Source organism: Bordetella sp. H567, assembly GCF_001704295.1.
In the GTDB taxonomy this organism is placed as follows: Bacteria; Pseudomonadota; Gammaproteobacteria; order Burkholderiales; family Burkholderiaceae_B; genus Bordetella_C.
The window spans coordinates 2,618,093-2,635,025 of sequence record NZ_CP012334.1; the positions used below are offsets into that span (position 1 = coordinate 2,618,093).

The window sequence follows — 16,933 nt, forward strand, 5'->3', positions numbered from 1 at the left end:
GCGGCTGCGCTATGCTGGCGGTACACCGGAATTTCCCCATGAACCCGCTGCCGGCCGCCATGCCCACCCGAACCCATAACCCTTTGCTGGGCGCCGTCATCCCGCTGGTCTCCGACCTGGCACGCGAAGTCGCGCCCGCGGAGCGTTATCGGCGGCTGCTGGAGGCCCTGCGCGCCTTGCTGCCGTGCGACGCGATCGGGCTGCTGCGGCTGGAGGACGAGGCCCTGATTCCGCTGGCGATGGAAGGATTGAGCCCGGACGCGATGGGCCGGCGCTTCCGCGTCGACCAGCATCCGCGGCTGCGCGCATTGCTGGAAGCCGACGGCGCCATGCGCTTTCCGCCCGACAGCGGCCTGCCGGACCCGTACGATGGCCTGGTCCAGGCTGGCGGCGATTTGCACGTACACGACTGTATGGGCTGCGTGATCACGGTGGGCCAGCGCAAATGGGGCGTGCTGACGCTGGACGCGCTGCAGGCCGGGCGGTTCTCCGAGGAAGACCTGCGCGTATTGGAAGTCTTTGCCGGACTGGCGGCCGCCACCGTCACCGTGGCGGCCCGTATCGAACAGCTGGCCGTCACCGCGGAAGACGAGCGCCGGCGGGCCGAAAGCTATCGGCTGGCGGCGGCCGAACCGTCACGGCGGCTGACCGGGCAAAGCAGCGCTTTCCGCCGCCTGTTGAAAGAGGTCGAAATGGTCGCCGCCAGCGACTTGACGGTGTTGATCACCGGCGAGACAGGCGTGGGCAAGGAGCTGATCGCGCAGGCGCTGCACGCGGGCTCGCCGCGCGCGGGCAAACCGATGATCAGCGTGAACTGCGCGGCCTTGCCCGACAACCTGATCGAGAGCGAACTCTTCGGCCATGTCCGCGGCGCGTTTTCCGGCGCCGTGCAGGACCGGCGCGGAAAATTCGAGCTGGCTCACGGCGGTACGCTTTTCCTGGATGAAGTCGGCGAACTGCCCTTGAGCGCGCAGGCCAAGCTGCTGCGCGTCCTGCAGAGCGGCCAGTTGCAGCGCGTCGGTTCCGACCGCGAGCACCAGGTGGACGTGCGCCTGATCGCCGCGACCAACCGCGATCTGGCCGAAGAGGTGCGCGCCCGCCGCATGCGCGCGGACTTCTACCATCGGCTCAGCGTGTATCCCGTGCGCGTGCCGCCGCTGCGCGAGCGCGGCAGGGATGTGCTGCTGCTGGCCGGCGCTTTCCTGGAGGAAAACCGCGCCCGGCTGGGCCTGGGCGCGGTGCGCCTGCAGCCGGAGGCGCACGCCGTCCTGCAGCACTATGCCTGGCCGGGCAATGTGCGCGAACTGGAGCACGTCATCAGCCGCAGCGTGCTCAAGGCGCTGGGCAGGCACGCGGAACGTCCACGCATCCTGACGGTGACGCCGGACGACCTGGATATCGACCAGCCCGGCGCGGCGCGCGCCAGTCCGCCGGGCGGCGCGTCCGCGGCCTGGCCGTCCAGCCTGGCCGGCGCGCCGCCCGCCGTGGCGGCGCCGCAGGGGGCGGGCGCGCATCCTTTGCCGTTGCAGCAGACCTTGCAGGCCGTGGAGCAGGCCACGATCGAATCCTGCCTGGCGCGCCATGGCAATAACTGGAGCGCCGCGGCGCGCGAACTGGGCGTGGATCGCGCCAACCTGCGCCGCCGCGCCGCCCGCCTCGGCATCCCGGTGCAGGGCAAGCCCGGACGTCCGCGCCGCCTCAAGGCGGGGATGCCGGACGCCTGACGGCGCGCGACGCGCCCGCGTAGGCCTCGATGGCCCGCAGGCGGCTTGCGCGCAGGTCCACGATGCGCGGCGGATAGCCGCAGGCCTGGCGCTGCGCATCGGACGGCGCATGGATGGCGCGGTCGTCCAGGCCGGCCAGCTCGGGCAGCCAATGGCGCAGGAAGTGCCCCCGCGGATCGAATTTCCGGGACTGCGTTTCGGGGTTGAAGACGCGAAAGTAGGGGACCGCATCGGTGCCGGTGGAGGCGCTCCATTGCCAGCCGCCGTTGTTCGACGCCAGATCGCCGTCGATCAGCCGCGACATGAACCAGGCTTCCCCTTGCCGCCAGTCCAGCAGCAGATTCTTGCAGAGGAACATGGCCGTCATCATGCGCAGGCGGTTGTGCATCCATCCCATGCCGTCCAGTTGCCGCATCGCCGCGTCGATGATGGGAAATCCGGTGCGGCCCTCGCGCCACGCCCGCAGGTCCTGGCTGGCATCGCGCCACGGCACGTGCTCGGTTTCGGGCCGCATGGGCCGATGCATCGATAGTCCGGGATGCGCGGCCAGCAGATGCAGATAGAACTCGCGCCAGAGCAGTTCGGTGATCCAGGCACGGACACCCGCGCGTCCGCTGTCCAGTTCGCCCTGGTTGGCGGACAGGGCCGCGCGCAGGCAGGCGCCCGGCGAGATCACGCCGGCGGCCAGGTACGGCGACAAGCGGCTGGTGCCATCCACGCCCGGCAGGTCGCGCTGGTCCGGATAATCGCCGATGGCGGTGTCGATGAAGGTATCCAGGCGCCGCGCCGCGGCGTCTTCGCCGGCCGGCCACAGGTTGCGCAGCGCATCCCCCGGCGCTTGCGCGTCGCCCAGCATCATGCGCGGCGTGGGCAGCGGATCGGCCGGCGCCGGCAGTGCCGGCTGGGCTCGTGGCGCGGCGGCCGCCCGCGGCGGCGCCGCCGCCAGACGTTCCCGGCAGACGCGCGCATAGGGAGTGAAGACCTTGTAGCACTCGCCCTTGCCGGTCACGATGGTGCCGGGCCGCAGCAGGGTGGCGCCATGGTGCACGGTCCACGCGATGCCCTCCGCCGCCAGGCGCTCGGCGACAGCGCGGTCCCGGCGGCATTCGTTGACACCCCATTCGGCATTGACGTGTACGGCGCGGATATCGTGGCGGCGGCAGAAAGCCGCCAGGGCTTCGGGCGCGTCCGACCAGTCAGGGACGGCCGTGAATTTGAGCGGCACGTTCAGCTCGCCCAGCCGGCCGCGCAGCTGGGCAAGATTGCGCAGCCAGAAGTCGATCTTGACGGGGGCGTCGCCGTGGCGTTGCCACTGCCCGGGCGCCGGCATGAACAACGCGTACGTGGCGTCCTGGGCCAAGGCAGCGGACAGCGCCGGGTTGTCCTGCGTGCGTAGATCCGTGCGTAACCAGATGAGCGTGGCCATGTCCGGCATTGTCGCATCGGCTCGCACGCACGGCGCGCCGCGTCGAGCATGAACGGCAACGCATGCCCATCATGGCCCGGCGTGCGGCGCGGCGCGCAACGCGGCCAGTTCCGTGGCATCCACCGTGCCGTCGTGGTTGGTGTCAGCACGGTCGAACAGCCGCGCGGGCCCGTTGACGAATTCGTCGCGGCCGACGCGGCCGTCGCCGTCCTTGTCCATGACGGCCTTCATGCTGGCGAAACGGTCGCCGCCGTTGCTCCCGGCGCCCGCGCGCCGCGACAGCAGTTGCCGCTGGAAGTCGTCCTGCGTGAGGTAGCCGTCGCCATTGCGGTCCAGCCGGCTGAACATGCGGTCGCGAGCCTGGCTCAGCTCGGCTCGGGTGATCTTGCCGTCATGGTCCGTATCGGCGTCCTGCAGGAGCTGCGCCGGGTCGCGGCGCCCAGCCGTTGCGAGGGTATCCGCGGCGCGCAGCGTGCCGCCGGCACAGGCGGTGGTGCAGAGCGCCACCATCGGCAAAAACAGGATCCATCGCATGGTGCGTCTCCAGGGTTCAGTTGCCGGGGGTATAGGTCGTCGTGCGGCTGGCCGTCGCACCGGACGCGGTCCTCACGTCGCGCTGTACCGTCACGCCGTCTTCGCCGCGCGTCACGGTGCCGCTTCGGCTCGCCGTCTTGCCGTTGTCGTAGGTCCGGGTCCAGGTGTTGGTCAGCGTGCCGTCATCGCGCGTGGTGGTACGCGTGCTGGTGTATCCATGGCCGCTATCGGTCTGCACGGAGCGGCTGGCCGTCGCTGTTCCGGGCGAGCGGGAAACCTGGCGTTGCGCGGTATAGCCGTGGCCGTAGGGCCCGTGCACGGATCGCGACCAGCCGTGGGAACCGGCGTGCGCGGCGCCGCTCCAGACCATCGTGGCGGCCGCGGTCGCGCAGGACATGGCCGCCCGCGCGATGCGGGTGTAGACAGGGGAAGGGTGTGGCATGAAATTCGCTCCTCGATGCGCGTTCTGCGCGTCGGGAGTGATTAGGCGCCCGGCTTGTATGCGGCACGTGAGGCCCGCGTGGCGTAGCTTAACGAAGTGTATCAACGGCCCTGCGCAGGCCGTCCTGGCGGCCGCATCGCTGTAGACTGATGCGCTCCCGATCCAACGATCTTCCCATCCACGATCCCTTTCATAACGGCAGCGGCATGGAGGCGAACACGCTCATCGCGGTCGTCGAGGACGACCCCGAAATCCGCACGCTGGTCGGCGGCCTGCTCACCCGCGAAGGCTACGACGTCGTGCTATGCGAGGGCGCGGCGGCGCTGGACCGCGAGGTGGAGCGCCGCCGCGTCGACCTGGTGGTGCTGGATCTGATGCTGGCGGGCGAAGACGGTTTGTCGATCTGCCGGCGGCTGCGCGCGTCGTCCACCGCGATCCCGGTATTGATGGTGACGGCGAAAGGCGAGGACATCGACCGCATCGTCGGGCTGGAGGTCGGCGCGGATGACTACCTGGCCAAGCCGTTCAACCCGCGCGAACTGGTCGCCCGCGCCCGCGCCATCCTGCGGCGTACGCGCGCCAGCCATCGTCTTCCTCCGGCGCCACCGGCCGACCTCTACCGTTTCTCCGGCTGGACACTGAATGCGGGGTCCCGCGCGCTGCGGCGGCCGGACGGCGGGGAAGTGGTATTGACCGGCGCCGAATTCGACATGCTGATGGTATTTCTGACCCATCCGCAACGCGTGCTCAATCGCGAGCAACTGCTGGACTGGACCCGCGGCCGCTCCGCCGGCCCCTTCGACCGCACGATCGATGTGCAGCTCAGCCGCCTGCGCCGCAAGCTGGGCGACGCGCCCAAATCGCCGGCCATGATCAAGACCGTGCGGGGCGGCGGCTATCTGTTCGCCCCTGCCGTCGAACGAGACCGCGCCTGACATGCCGGGCTGCGCGTCCGAGGCCTCCGGCATGCGGACCGGCTCCCCACCCGGCGGCCTCCGGGCCTGGCTGGGCAGCCTGGCCGTGCGTATCGGCATCGCCTTCGTAGTCGCCTTGCTGCTGTTGCAGGCCGTGATCGCCGCTGCCCTGATCTGGCCCGACGAACAACCCGCTCTGTTTCGCCTGGTGTCTCCCGACGAAGCGGCAGCCATCGCGCGAGCGCTGGAAGCCGTATCGCCGGCGCAACAGGCCTTGATCGTACGGGCGCTCGGTCATGGCCGGCTCGCCGTGCGGGTGCTGGACGGGTTTCCTGCGAGCATTGCCGAAGCGCCTTATCTGAAGCGCTTGTATGCCCGCGATGCGGCCGAACTGGGGGACAGGCGCTTCGTCGTGGCCCGTGGCGCCGGCGCCGCGCCCGCGGGCGGTGTACGGCTATTGGTGGAACTGAAGAATGGCCAGGTGGTGGAGCTGGATACCGCACCGCTGCTGCTGCGCCGCTTGACCGCGCGGCTGGCGGTGGTGGGCGCGGCGGCGGCGCTGATCCTGTTGATGGTCATGGTCTATTGCGTGCGCCTGATCGCGCTGCCCGCGCGCCGCGTGGCCGATGCGGCGCGCGGCCTGGCCGCGGATATCGACATGCCCGACCTGCCGGTGCAAGGTACCGCTGAAATTGCCACGCTGTCGGCGGCGTTCAATGAAATGAAAGGCACGATCCGTGGCTTGATGCAGGAACGGACGCGCATGCTGGCCGCCATCGCGCACGATTTGCGCACCTACCTGACGCGCCTGCGCTTGCGCGCGGATTTCATCGACGATGCGGAGCAGCGCCGGCGCGCGGTGCGCGACCTGGACGAAATGGGCTGGCTGCTGGACGATACGCTGGTATTCGCCCGTGAAAGCGCGCGTCAGGGCGCGGTGGCGGCCGAGGTCATCGACGCGTGGGCCGAGTTGCAGGCTTACGCCGCGATGCGCCAGGAAATCGGCGACCCGGTGCGGTTGGTCGCCGCCCCGCGACGCGCGGCGCCGGTGCGTTGCGCGCCCTTGGCCTTGCGCCGGATATTGTCCAACCTGACGGACAACGCGATCCGCTACGGCGAACGCGCCTATCTATCGCTGGAGATAGCGGGTGACCGCATCATGCTTTCAGTGGAAGACGATGGCCCCGGGGTGTCCCCGGCGCTGCTGGCCAGGCTGGCGCAGCCCTTCGAGCGCGGCGAGCCGTCGCGCGGCCGGCAAACCGGCGGCACCGGCCTGGGGCTGGCGATTGTCAAGGCCCTGGCGCAAAGCCAGGGGGGCGATCTGCATATCGCCAACCGTGAACAAGGCGGATTGCGAGCGACCGTCGCGCTGCCGCTCGCGACCGCCTCCACGTCATAGGCTGGCGCTTCTTGCGAGATGGCCTTCGCTTCATGCATCGCCGCCCGCGATTCAACGGTGATGGGCCTATGGCGCTGTTCTGCGTCCGGTATCATGGCTGCGATGTTTTCCGCCCGCCAGGATGCCTTGCTCATGGATGTTCACGCCACCTTACGACTAGCGACGCAAGCACGTCACGAGCGCCTGGACAGCTCCCTGCGCATCGGTTCCGCGCAGGCGGATTACGCGGACTACCTGGCCTATATCGCCGCGCTGCGCGGCTGGCTGGAACCCGTCGAAGCCGCGCTATGGGCGCGCGACTGGCCGGCAGCGCTGCGGCCGGACGTGCGCCGCTGCAAGGCCGCGCGCATCGACCAGGATTTCGCGGCCGCGCGCGCCCTGGGATTGCCGGTGCCGCCGGTGCCGGTCTGCGACAAGCTGCCCGACGTCGGCCGGGCGCGTGCCTACGCGCTGGGCGTGATGTACGTCATCGAAGGATCGCAGCTGGGCGGCCGCATGATGGCCAAGCGGCTGGAGCAAGCCTGGCCCGATCGGTCGTTTCACTACATGGCCGGTTATGGCCCGGAACTGGGCACGCTATGGAAGGGCTACATGGCCTTCCTGGCCGATGAACTGCACGGCGAGGAAGACCTCGCGCAAGCCGTGGCCGGCGCCTGCGATGCCTTCGATACGCTGACGGACTGGCTGCGGTGCCAGGGGGAATAAGGCATGCCCGGCAGGGCGGCCAGCGCACGCAAGTGGCAACCCGGCATCAGGGCGCGACGCCCATTTCCTGCAGCACCGTCGCCAGCATCTGCAGTTTGTAGGGTTTCTGGATGAAAGACACGCGGGTTTCCGCAGGCATGTCGTTGCTGAGATCGACCCGTCCGTAGCCGCTCGCCACGATGATGGGCAGGCCGGGATGGCGCCGCGCCAGCAGCAGGATCAGTTCTTCGCCGGGCATGTCCGGCAGGCCCAGGTCCACGATGGCCAGGCCGACGCTGGCCGCATTGTCTTCCATGGCCGCCAGCGCCCGCGCCGCGGTACCGGCTTCGACCACCCGGTAGCCGTATTCCATCAGCGCTTCCGCCGTAAGCTCACGCACGAGCTCATCGTCTTCCACGAGCAGCACCGTGGCCCCGCCCAATACCGGCGAGGCGGTTTCAGCATCCGGCGCGGGGCCGGCGCCCCCCGCATCGTGCGCGGGGCCGCGGCCCGCTGTATCCGAGGTGGCGCCGGCCATCTCCATGGCCGGCGCGGCCGTGGCGTTCCCGGCGTGTTGCGCGTCCCCCGTACCCCGCATGGCCGCTGCATCATCCAGGATTTCGCGCACACCTCGCGCCAGGTCGCGGAACGTGAACGGCTTGGGAACCAGCGCCACGCCGGCGGGGAGCTTGCCGCCGTGGGTCAGCCGGCCCTCCGCGTACGCGGAGGTGTACAGCACCGGCAACCCCGGCCGGATCGCCAGGGCAGCTTCTGCCAGGTCGCGGCCATTCATGCCACCCGGCAAGCCGACGTCCGTGAACAGCAGGGCGATATCGTCGCGTTCGCGCAGGCACCGCAGTGCCGCGGCGGCGTCGCCGGCCTCGTGGACGGCATACCCCAATTCCATGAGCGCCGCCGCCGAGTGTGCGCGTACGGCCTCGTCGTCCTCCACCACCAGGATGCGCTCGCCGCGCGCCGCCACGGGCAAGTCGCCCTCATGCGTCCTTACGCCCGCGCTTGCCTGGGTTTGGGCCTGGCGCGGCAGGTAGATGTGCACGGTCGTGCCCTTGCCGACGGCACTCTCTATTCCGACATATCCGCCCGATTGCGTGACGAAGCCGTAGACCTGGCTCAGTCCCAACCCCGTGCCGACACCGATGTCCTTGGTGGTGAAAAAAGGCTCGAAGACTTTTTCCATGATGTCTTCCGGGATGCCCGCACCGGTATCGGACATACTGATGCACACGTAATCGCCCGGGGCGGCGTCCACGTGCGGATGGCGTTCGCCCAGGACGGCGTTGCGCGTCCGGATGACGATTTCCCCGCCCTCCGGCATGGCGTCGCGCGCGTTCACCGCGAGGTTCAGCAGGGCGCTTTCGAGCATGTGGGGGTCGATATGCGCGGGCCAGATATCCGCCTGCAGGTCCTCGCGCACGTCCACCTCTTCACCCAGCATGCGGGTCAGCATCTCCACCGTGGCGGCGATCAGCTCGTTGATATTCACGCTGCAGGGCTGCAAGGGTTGCCTGCGGGCGAAGGCCAGCAGGCGCTGCGTCAGCGCGGCGGCGCGCTGCGCGCCTTGTTTCGCATGGCTCAAGGCGGTGTCCACGCGGGCCGCGTCAAGCGGGCCGGCGCGGCCGGATAACTGGCGCTCCAGGGTCTCCAGGTTGCCCAGGATGACGGTCAGGAAGTTGTTGAAGTCGTGCGCGACACCGCCGGTCAGCTGGCCGAATGCTTCCATCTTCTGCGATTGGCGCAGTTGTTCCTCGGCCTGTTCCCGTGCCGCGTCCGCGTCGGCGCGCTGGCGCATTTCCTGCAGCAGGCGCTCGTTGGTACGCAGCAGCTCCGCGGTGCGCGCTTGCACGATCTGTTCCAATTCATCGCGCGCCAGCTTGGCGTCCGTGACGTCCACATTGGTGCCGGTCAGGCCCAGGAAGCGTCCCGCGCCGTCGAAGCGGGGGACCCCGCGGCAATCGAGCCAGCGCAGGCGCCGCTGTGCATCGATCACGCGGATTTCCACCTGCAGCGCTTTCTGTCCGGCGATCGCGTGGTCGAAGGCGTCCAGCAGGGCCGGAAGATCGGGTCGGTACACGATGCGCCACCAGCCCCGGCCCAGCATGTCGTCGCAAGGCAGGCCGAACATGATTTCGTAGTGGCGGTTGACGAAAATGACCTCGCCGCCGGCGTCCGTTTCCCATATCAGCGCGGGCGCGGAATCCGACAGGGCGCGGAAACGGGCTTCGCTGTCCCGCAAGGCCTCTTCGACGCGCCTGCGCTCGCGCCGGTCTTCCTCTTCGGACAACGCGCGGCGCACGGCGGTGCCCAGGCGGTCCAGGCGCTGTTTCAGTACATAGTCGGTCGCACCCGTCTTCAGGGCCTTGACCGCCAGGTCCTCGCCGATGACGCCGGAAACAAAGATGAACGGCACGTCCGGCAGCTTGCGCGCCGCCATGGACAACGCTTCCCAGCCGTCGATGTCGGGCAGGGAGAAATCCGAAATAATCAGGCAGATGTCGCCTTCGTCCAGGGCCTGAGCGTACGAACGCTTGTCGTGCACGCACCGCACGGCGATGTCAGGCAGTGCTTCCGCCAATTGATGCATCATCAATTCGGCGTCCAGGTCATTGTCCTCCAGCAGCAGGATCAAGGCAGTTCCCGGCCGTCGTGCGGCTCGCCGTCGTGGCGCCGGGGCGGGGGCGGTTGGTTCACGATCGCCCAGAACATGCCCAGGTTGCGTATCGCGTCGAAGAATTCGGAAAATTCGACCGGCTTGACCACGAAGGAATTCACGCCGGACTGATAGCTGCGCACCAGGTCTTTTTCTTCCTTGGAGGATGTCAGCATCACGACGGGGATCTGCTTATGGTCCTTGTCCGACTTGATGCGTTCCAGGACTTCCAGCCCATCCACCTTGGGCAGCTTCAGATCGAGCAGGATGACCGACGGTTCTCCGGGCGGGCGGTCCGCATGGGGGCCGCGGCGATAAACATAGTCCAGCGCCTCGGCCCCGTCGCGCAGCACGACGACTTCGTTGGCAATATTGCATTGCTGGAGCGCCGTCAGCGTCAGCTCGATGTCGTTGGGATTGTCTTCTACCAGCAGGATGGGCCGCAGATCGTTCATGCTTTTGTCGCCGCACTACAGGTTCATTGATAGGGCAGCGCGAAGGAGAACTTCGCGCCCTGATCGATGGCGCCTTCGCCCTTGATCCAGCCGCCGTGTTTTTCGATGATGCGTTTGCACAGCGCCAATCCGATGCCGGTCCCGTCGAAGTCTTCCTGCCGGTGCAGGCGCTGGAAAACCCCGAACAATTTGCCGGCGTATGCCATATCGAAACCCACACCGTTGTCGGCCACGCTGAACAAGGTGAATGTACCGCAATTCTGCCCGCTGATCGTGACGATGGATACGGACTGGTTGCTGGAATACTTGACCGCGTTTTCCAACAGGTTGTACCAGACCTGGCGGATGTATTGCGCATCTCCCCATGACTTCGGAAGGTCGCCGATGCGCCACTGCACCTTGCGGTCCGGCAAGGTCAATTCCACCGCCTGGCGGACTTCGCCGACCAGTTTGTTCGTGTCCAGTTCGGACGCCGCCAGCGCGGCGCGTCCCAGGTGGGAGAAGCGCAAGAGGTCGTCCACCAGCCTGCCGGCCATGACCGCGGCACGCATGATGTTCTCGATATAGCGCGTGGATGTCGGGTCCAGGTTGCGCTCGCGCTGTTTGAGCAGTTCGGCGAAGCCCGCGATGTGGCGGAACGGCGCGCGCAGGTCGTGGGATACCGAATAGGAGAAGGACTCCAGTTCCACGTTGCTGCGTTGTAGCCGTTCGCTGAGCTCGGCGCGTTCTTCCGCCTGTTTCAGGGTCAGGTTGACGACCACGTTGCGGAAGTCGGCCAGCACGTCGACTTCGGAGCGCCGCCATGGCGTGGAGCGTCCGCGCAATTCCTCCTGCCACAGTTCGAAGGATTTGCGCGGGTGCAGCTGTCCCGAGACGGGATCCATGGACTTGCGCGGGTCGCCGCGCCATTGCACCGTGCGTACCACTTCCGGACGGAACCACAGCAGGTAGGCCGGGTGCAGGCTGGAAATGGAGGCGGCCGCCAGGCCGCTGGCGACCTCGGCGAACTCGGCGGCCTCCGGCCAGACCAGCGGCAGGCGGTCGGTGTGATACGACTGCTCGACATTGTTGGCGTGCAGCCATCGGGCGATCTTCAGGATCTGCGCCTTGGCGGGCGTGTTGCCCATGGCATGGACCTCGTCCTGCCACACCAGTGCCGCGCCGTGGGCGTCCAGCAGGCGCATCCAGGCCGGCGAGTGTTGCGCGTAGCCGTCCAGCAGCGTGGCGGCGCGGGACAGCAATTCGACCAGCTCGATCTCGACCGTCTTCAGTTCGATGCGGCGGGCATGTTCGGAAATACGCTCGTGCGCGCCGATGTGATGGGCCAGGATGCGCGCCAGGAATTCGCAGGCAGCCCGGACCTGCGGCCCGACCAGCCGCGGGCCCGCGCTGTGGCAGGAAATCAGCCCCCACAAATTCCCGTCGATCACCAGGGAAACGGACATCGACGAGCCGGTGCCCATATTGCGCATGTATTCCAGGTGGATCGGCGACACGCTGCGCCAGTTCGCCGCCGCCAGGTCCACCGGTTCGCGCTCCGTGCCGATCATGGCCGGTTCCAGGGGTACGGGCTGGTAGTTCGCATCGGGAATCAGCCGGACGCGGTTCTGGCAGTACAGCGCGCGCGCCTGCGGCGGAATGTCCGACGCAGGGAAGCGATGACCCAGGTAGGAGGGCAGGGCGCCGGTGCCGTCCTCGGCCACGACCGTGCCGTGGCCGTCCGTGTCGAAGCGGTAGGCCAGCACGCGTTCGAAGCCGGTCAGGCGGCGGACTTCCTCGACGGCGCGCTGCAGGATGATTTCCGGCTGGGCCCCAGGCTGGATGTCGTCCAGCAGCATGCGCAGGCGGGGATAAAGGGCGTCCAGCGTGACGCTTTGCTCGGCGCTGTCCGGCTCCAGTTCGACGAGCAGGCCTTGCGCCGTGCGGGCGCCGGTAACGTGCAGGTGGCGCTCGCCGATGCGCAGGGCCGCCGCCAGCGTGCCGTCTTCATTGGCCTGCCAGGCGCGCAGCGCCGCGGTCAGTGCCTCCATGCCCGGCAGGTGCGGATCCAGGACCTGTCCCAGCTCGCATTTGATGCCCAGGATCGCTTCGGAGTTCGCGCTGCGCGTGATGACTCGCAGCGTATCGGCCGCCAGCAGCAGCAAGGCCGCGTAAGGCTGGATGGCGCCGGGGATGCGTATGGGTTCTTGCGCGCAACGGTCCAGGTCCAGCTGCGTCGAGGATAGGGTGTCTTGTTGCGGCACCGGGTAGCTCCGTTGCTGTGCGTTGCGCGGCACGGCCTGATGGCGGGGTCTCAGGATATCACCGGCCTTGCGATCGGCGCCCGAGGAGTTGCCTGCGCTCACATGGGACAAATGGACGCGCGCCAGCAAGTGCCGCGCCCGGACCACGATGGACGTCGGGTATTGTCCCCGTCGCGCAACAGGCATTGCTATAGTCGCGTGCATGGAGACAAAACAGCAGGGGCGCGAACAGTCCCACGCCCAGGGACGGGAACCATCGACACAAGGCAATCGCGCCGGGCCGGGCGATCTGCTGGACTCCCGTCGATCGTGGATCGTGGCGACCATGGCGCTGGTCTGCCTGGGCATGTCCTTCGGCGGACCGCTCATCGCCATCGTCGGGTTGAAGGCCATCGCGGCCGACCTGGGCGGCGCGCGCTCCGTCCCGGCGCTCGGCGGCTCGCTGGCGTGGCTGGGATCGGCCGTCGGGGGCATCCTGATGGGGCGGCTGGCCCACCGTTTCGGCATACGCTGGACGGTGATCGGAGGCGCGTTGTCGGTGTGTGCCGGGCTGGCGATTTCCACGGTGGGCGAACCCTGGGCGCTGTACCTGGGCCATGGCGTATTCATCGGCCTGCTGGGGCTGGCCGGCTTGAACGCGCCGCTGTACGTGTACGTCAGCCATTGGTTCGTGCGGCGGCGCGGCTCGGCCCTGGCGCTGCTCTCCAGCGGCAACTATATCGCCGGCGTGGTCTGGCCCGTGGTCTTCGAAGCGGTCATCGATCGATTCGGCTGGCGCGCCACCATGCTGGGCTACGGCCTGATACAGGCGGCGATGGTAACCACCCTGGCGATGATTTTCCTGCGTCCCCCGCCCGAAGCCGCCGTGCCTGCCGGTCCGGTGCGCGCCGAGCGCACCGGCAAGGTGGCCGGCATGCGGCCCAATACGGTGTTCGTCATGCTTGCGGCGGCCGGCTTCCTGTGCTGCGTGCCGATGGCCATGCCGCAGGGACACCTGGTGGCGCTGTGCAGCGACCGCGGCTTGCCGGCCACGGTGGGCGCGGCCATGCTGTCGGTGCTGCTGGCGGTGGCCTTCCTCAGCCGGCAAGCCTGGGGCCTGATTTCCGACCGGATAGGGGGCGTACGCACGGCCTTGATCAGTTCCTTCATGCAGATGATCGCCGTGTCGGGCTATCTGTACGTGCAGGAGCAGTTCGGGCTGTTCGCCGTCTCGATCGCCTACGGGCTGGGCTTCAGCGCGCTGATCCCTGCCTATGTGCTCTCCATGCGGGAGATTTTTCCGCCGCAGCAAGCCTACTGGCGCGTGCCGGCGATGCTGCTGATGACCGGTTCGGGCATGGCGGCCGGCGGATGGGTGGCCGGGTTCCTGTATGACCGATACGGCAGCTACGACCCGGCCTTCACCTTGGGTGTGGCCGCGAACGTGGTGAACCTGGTGCTGCTGGTGACCTTGACGCTGCGCCTGCACGGCGGGTTCCGGATCCCCGCCTTGCGGCGCGCCTAGGGTAGAGACTCATCCCACGACTGAAATGAAAATCCAGCTGCTCTCGGACCTGCATCTCGAAACGAATGCCGACTTCGTGCCAACGCCGGCGCCCGGCGCGGACCTGCTGGTGTTGGCCGGCGATATCGGCTCCTACCAGCAAGGCTCCAGGATCGCCGCGGACGACTACGGCCTGGGGCAGTTCTCGCCGCGCGATCGCTGGCCGGTGCCCGTGGTGTACCTGCCCGGCAACCACGAATACGATGCGCAGGACTTCGATGCGGCGCACGAGCGCCTGCACGCGTTGTGCGCGCGGCTGGGCATCCAATGGCTGGAGCGCGAGACCCTGATCATCGGCGGCGTGCGCCTGATCGGTACGACGCTGTGGACGGATTTCGACGCCATGGCCAAGCCGGGCGATACGCTGACGCAGGTGCTCAACAAGCGCGGCAAGGCGTTCAGGGCCGCCAACTTCTACCTGGAAAAAGCACGGACCACGCGCGGCGGACAGGCTTTCCTGGCAGAGGCATTGCGCGAGCAGGGATTGGCGTGCCAGGCGTGGCTGAAGGACGCCTTGGCGCCCCCCTTCGACGGCCCGACCGTGGCCATCACGCATTTCGCGCCGACCTTGTCCAGCGCGGACCCCCGCTACGGCCTGACGCCCGGCACCGCGGGCTTCTGCAACAGCCTGGACGAACTGATCCCCCAAGCGGATCTCTGGCTGCATGGGCACTTGCATCATGCCGTCGACTACGTCCAGGACGGCTGCCGGGTCGTTTCCAATCCCCTGGGCTACGAAGCGAAGGGGGAACAGGAGGGCTTCCAGCCCATCCTGACGCTCGACCTGGACGCATTGCACGGCGCCACCGCATAGCGCGCCGCGCGTTTCATCGCACCGCCTAAGCGTAAAACCTGCTTGCGCACGGCAAGAAGGCAGGTGTAGGCTAGTTCAAATAAAAATAAAAATTCGCTATCCGAATTGTCCAGGAGACGCGGCGCCCACGGCGGCGCGATGCCACACGATGAAAAGCTCCCTGCAACCGCGACGCACCACGACACAGACCCGCCTGCAACCGGATGCCGACACCGGGCAGCAGGCCGTGCAATCCGGCGCATCCACCGCGAAGAACACCGTGCAGTCCCTGGCCAAGGGCTTTCGCCTGCTGGAGGCCTTCACTGCGCAGGAACCCGAGCTGACGATGGCCGAAGCGGCGCGCCGTGCCGGCCTGGACAACGCCACGGCGTTCCGCTTCCTGAACACGCTCGTGGATATCGGCTACGTGCAGCGTGTGCCCGATACGCGCCTGTTCCGCCTTTCCACCAAGGTGCTGGACCTGGGCTTCAACGCGATCGCGCACTCGGACCTGCGCACACGTGCCCGTCCCATCCTGCGCGAACTGGTGGGCGAGGTCAGCGAGGCGGCCTCCATCGGCGTGCTGGAAGGCGGCGACATCCTTTACGCCGAGCGTATCCAGGCGGGCTTGACACGCCTGGGGGTGGATATCCGCATCGGCAGCCGCGTGCCGGCGTATTGCACGGCCGTCGGCCACGCCATCCTGGCCTGGCTGCCGCGCGAGACGCAAATCCGCATCCTGGAATCGCAGCCGCGGCGCAAGCTGACGGACACCACGATGACGGACCTGGACGCCATCCTTGCACGCCTGGCGCAGGTGCACGACAAGGGCTACGCCGTCTCCAACCAGGAAACCGTGTCCGGCCTGTACGTCATCGCCGCGCCGGTCCTGGACATCGACGGCATCCCGGTGGCGGGGCTGAGCGTGGCCAGCCCCGCATTCCGCACGTCGCTCGCGCAATTCGAGGCCGCCACCGTCGAGCCGGTACGGATGGCGGCGCGTTCCCTGTCCAAGGTACTGGCATGAAGCCCGCAATGGATCACTGATACCCCCCGGATAAACCAAGGAGACACGCAATGCCAGGCATCGATTTCCGCGGCATCATTCCCGCGATCGCCGTTCCCTTCCATAGCGACTACCGCATCGACGAGGCCGAGCTGACGCGTTTCGCGCGATGGCTGGCCGACCAGGACGGCGTGGTCGCGCTGATGACCAACGGCCACACCGGCGAGGTGTTTTCGCTGACGCCGCGCGAGCGCGCACAGGTCACGCGTATCGCCGCGCAGGCGGTGGCGGGCGTCTGCCCGGTTGTCTCTTCCATCGTTTGCGAAGGCATCGGCGACGCGGTCGAACAGGCGGGCATGGCCAAGGAGGCGGGCGCCCAGGCGCTGGACATCATGCCGCCGCACCACTGGCTGCGCTTCGGCTTCCGACCGCGGCATTGCCTGGACTATTTCGATGCCATCGGCCAGGCCAGCGGGCTGCCGCTCATCGTGCACGTTTATCCCGCCTGGACCCGTGCGTCGTTCTCGTCGGAGCTGCTTGCCGAGCTGGCACGCTCGCCGCACGTGGCGGCCTTCAAGATCGGCACCCGGGAAATGAACAAGTACGCGCGCGACATCAAGGCGATCCGCGATGCCGATGCCTCCAAGGTCCTGCTGACCTGCCATGACGAATACCTGCTCGCCTCCATGGTGCAAGGCATCGACGGTGCGCTGGTGGGCTTCGCCTCGCTGGTGCCGGGGCTGATCAACGAATTGCTGCAAGCCGTCCGGGCCGGCGACCTGAACCGCGCCATGGCCGTGCAGGCTCGCATCACGCCGCTCAAGGACGCCGTGTACGGCGCCGGAGAGCCCACCGGCGAGGCGCACGGCCGCATGAAGGCCGCGATGGCACGCGCGGGCATCCTGCGCAGCGGCACCGTGCGGCCGCCCACGCAGGAGCCGGACGCCGACGAATTGCGCGCCATCGACGCAGCCCTGCGCAGCGCCGGCCTGCTGCAAAAGGCGGCGGCCTGATATCGCCGGACAGGAGCCGGCCGAGCCCCTGTGGCGGGCGGCGGCCGGGCAGCCCTCCGCGCCGGAGGGTGACGACGAAGTGGAGACAG

General features: G+C 68.1%; 14 protein-coding genes. 8 read left to right on the top strand and 6 right to left on the bottom strand.

What is annotated here, in order from left to right:
* Positions 1-38: 38 nt before the first annotated feature.
* Positions 39-1,724, top strand: a complete 1,686-nt coding sequence (gene norR, locus AKI39_RS11760) for a nitric oxide reductase transcriptional regulator NorR (RefSeq protein ID WP_235610795.1) — start codon at positions 39-41, stop codon at positions 1,722-1,724.
* Here norR and phrB read toward each other — a convergent pair.
* The 3 genes from phrB to AKI39_RS11775 all read right to left on the bottom strand — a co-directional run bounded on the left by phrB (position 1,699) and on the right by AKI39_RS11775 (position 4,126).
* Positions 1,699-3,150, bottom strand: coding sequence for a deoxyribodipyrimidine photo-lyase (gene phrB, locus AKI39_RS11765; RefSeq protein WP_066642783.1), 1,452 nt, complete (start codon positions 3,148-3,150; stop codon positions 1,699-1,701). The two genes, norR and phrB, sit on opposite strands and share 26 nt — an antisense overlap.
* Positions 3,151-3,219: 69 nt before the next feature.
* Entirely contained in the window at positions 3,220-3,684 is a 465-nt protein-coding gene (locus AKI39_RS11770) for an EF-hand domain-containing protein (protein ID WP_066635998.1), read from the bottom strand.
* Positions 3,685-3,700: 16 nt separating this feature from the next.
* A complete protein-coding gene (locus tag AKI39_RS11775) occupies positions 3,701-4,126 on the bottom strand; it encodes a hypothetical protein (protein WP_066636000.1) in 426 nt (141 codons plus the stop codon).
* Positions 4,127-4,275: 149 nt separating this feature from the next.
* Between AKI39_RS11775 and AKI39_RS11780 the strand changes: the two genes are divergently transcribed.
* The 3 genes from AKI39_RS11780 to AKI39_RS11790 all read left to right on the top strand — a co-directional run bounded on the left by AKI39_RS11780 (position 4,276) and on the right by AKI39_RS11790 (position 7,144).
* Entirely contained in the window at positions 4,276-5,061 is a 786-nt protein-coding gene (locus AKI39_RS11780) for a response regulator (protein WP_274532995.1), read from the top strand.
* A gap of 31 nt (positions 5,062-5,092) precedes the next feature.
* Positions 5,093-6,439 carry an ATP-binding protein gene (locus AKI39_RS11785; RefSeq protein WP_066642787.1) on the top strand — a complete coding sequence of 449 codons (1,347 nt, stop codon included), beginning with the start codon at positions 5,093-5,095 and terminating at the stop codon, positions 6,437-6,439.
* A 132-nt stretch (positions 6,440-6,571) separates the two neighbouring features.
* Positions 6,572-7,144 (top strand): biliverdin-producing heme oxygenase, encoded by a 573-nt coding sequence (locus AKI39_RS11790; RefSeq protein ID WP_235610796.1) that lies wholly within the window; start codon positions 6,572-6,574, stop codon positions 7,142-7,144.
* A 46-nt stretch (positions 7,145-7,190) separates the two neighbouring features.
* Here AKI39_RS11790 and AKI39_RS11795 read toward each other — a convergent pair whose 3' ends face one another.
* From AKI39_RS11795 to AKI39_RS11805, 3 genes are read right to left on the bottom strand one after another with little or no spacing between them, the layout of a single operon-like run.
* Positions 7,191-9,770 (bottom strand): response regulator, encoded by a 2,580-nt coding sequence (locus AKI39_RS11795; protein ID WP_066636001.1) that lies wholly within the window; start codon positions 9,768-9,770, stop codon positions 7,191-7,193.
* A complete protein-coding gene (locus tag AKI39_RS11800) occupies positions 9,767-10,246 on the bottom strand; it encodes a response regulator (protein ID WP_066636003.1) in 480 nt (159 codons plus the stop codon). Before AKI39_RS11800 ends, AKI39_RS11795 begins: the two co-directional genes overlap by 4 nt.
* 23 nt (positions 10,247-10,269) lie before the next feature.
* Positions 10,270-12,489, bottom strand: a complete 2,220-nt coding sequence (locus AKI39_RS11805) for an ATP-binding protein (protein WP_066642792.1) — start codon at positions 12,487-12,489, stop codon at positions 10,270-10,272.
* A gap of 202 nt (positions 12,490-12,691) precedes the next feature.
* Between AKI39_RS11805 and AKI39_RS11810 the strand changes: the two genes are divergently transcribed.
* From AKI39_RS11810 to AKI39_RS11825, 4 genes are all read left to right on the top strand, one after another.
* A complete protein-coding gene (locus AKI39_RS11810) occupies positions 12,692-13,993 on the top strand; it encodes an MFS transporter (protein WP_158515168.1) in 1,302 nt (433 codons plus the stop codon).
* A gap of 25 nt (positions 13,994-14,018) precedes the next feature.
* On the top strand, positions 14,019-14,846 hold the full coding sequence (locus tag AKI39_RS11815; RefSeq protein WP_066636012.1) for a metallophosphoesterase: 828 nt from the start codon (positions 14,019-14,021) through the stop codon (positions 14,844-14,846).
* 148 nt (positions 14,847-14,994) lie between these two features.
* Positions 14,995-15,852: an IclR family transcriptional regulator gene (locus AKI39_RS11820; RefSeq protein WP_083228784.1), complete on the top strand. Its 858-nt coding sequence runs from the start codon at positions 14,995-14,997 to the stop codon at positions 15,850-15,852.
* Between the two features lie 50 nt (positions 15,853-15,902).
* Complete coding sequence (locus AKI39_RS11825; protein WP_066636014.1) at positions 15,903-16,844, top strand: dihydrodipicolinate synthase family protein; 942 nt, start codon at positions 15,903-15,905, stop codon at positions 16,842-16,844.
* The last annotated feature ends 89 nt before the right edge of the window (positions 16,845-16,933 follow it).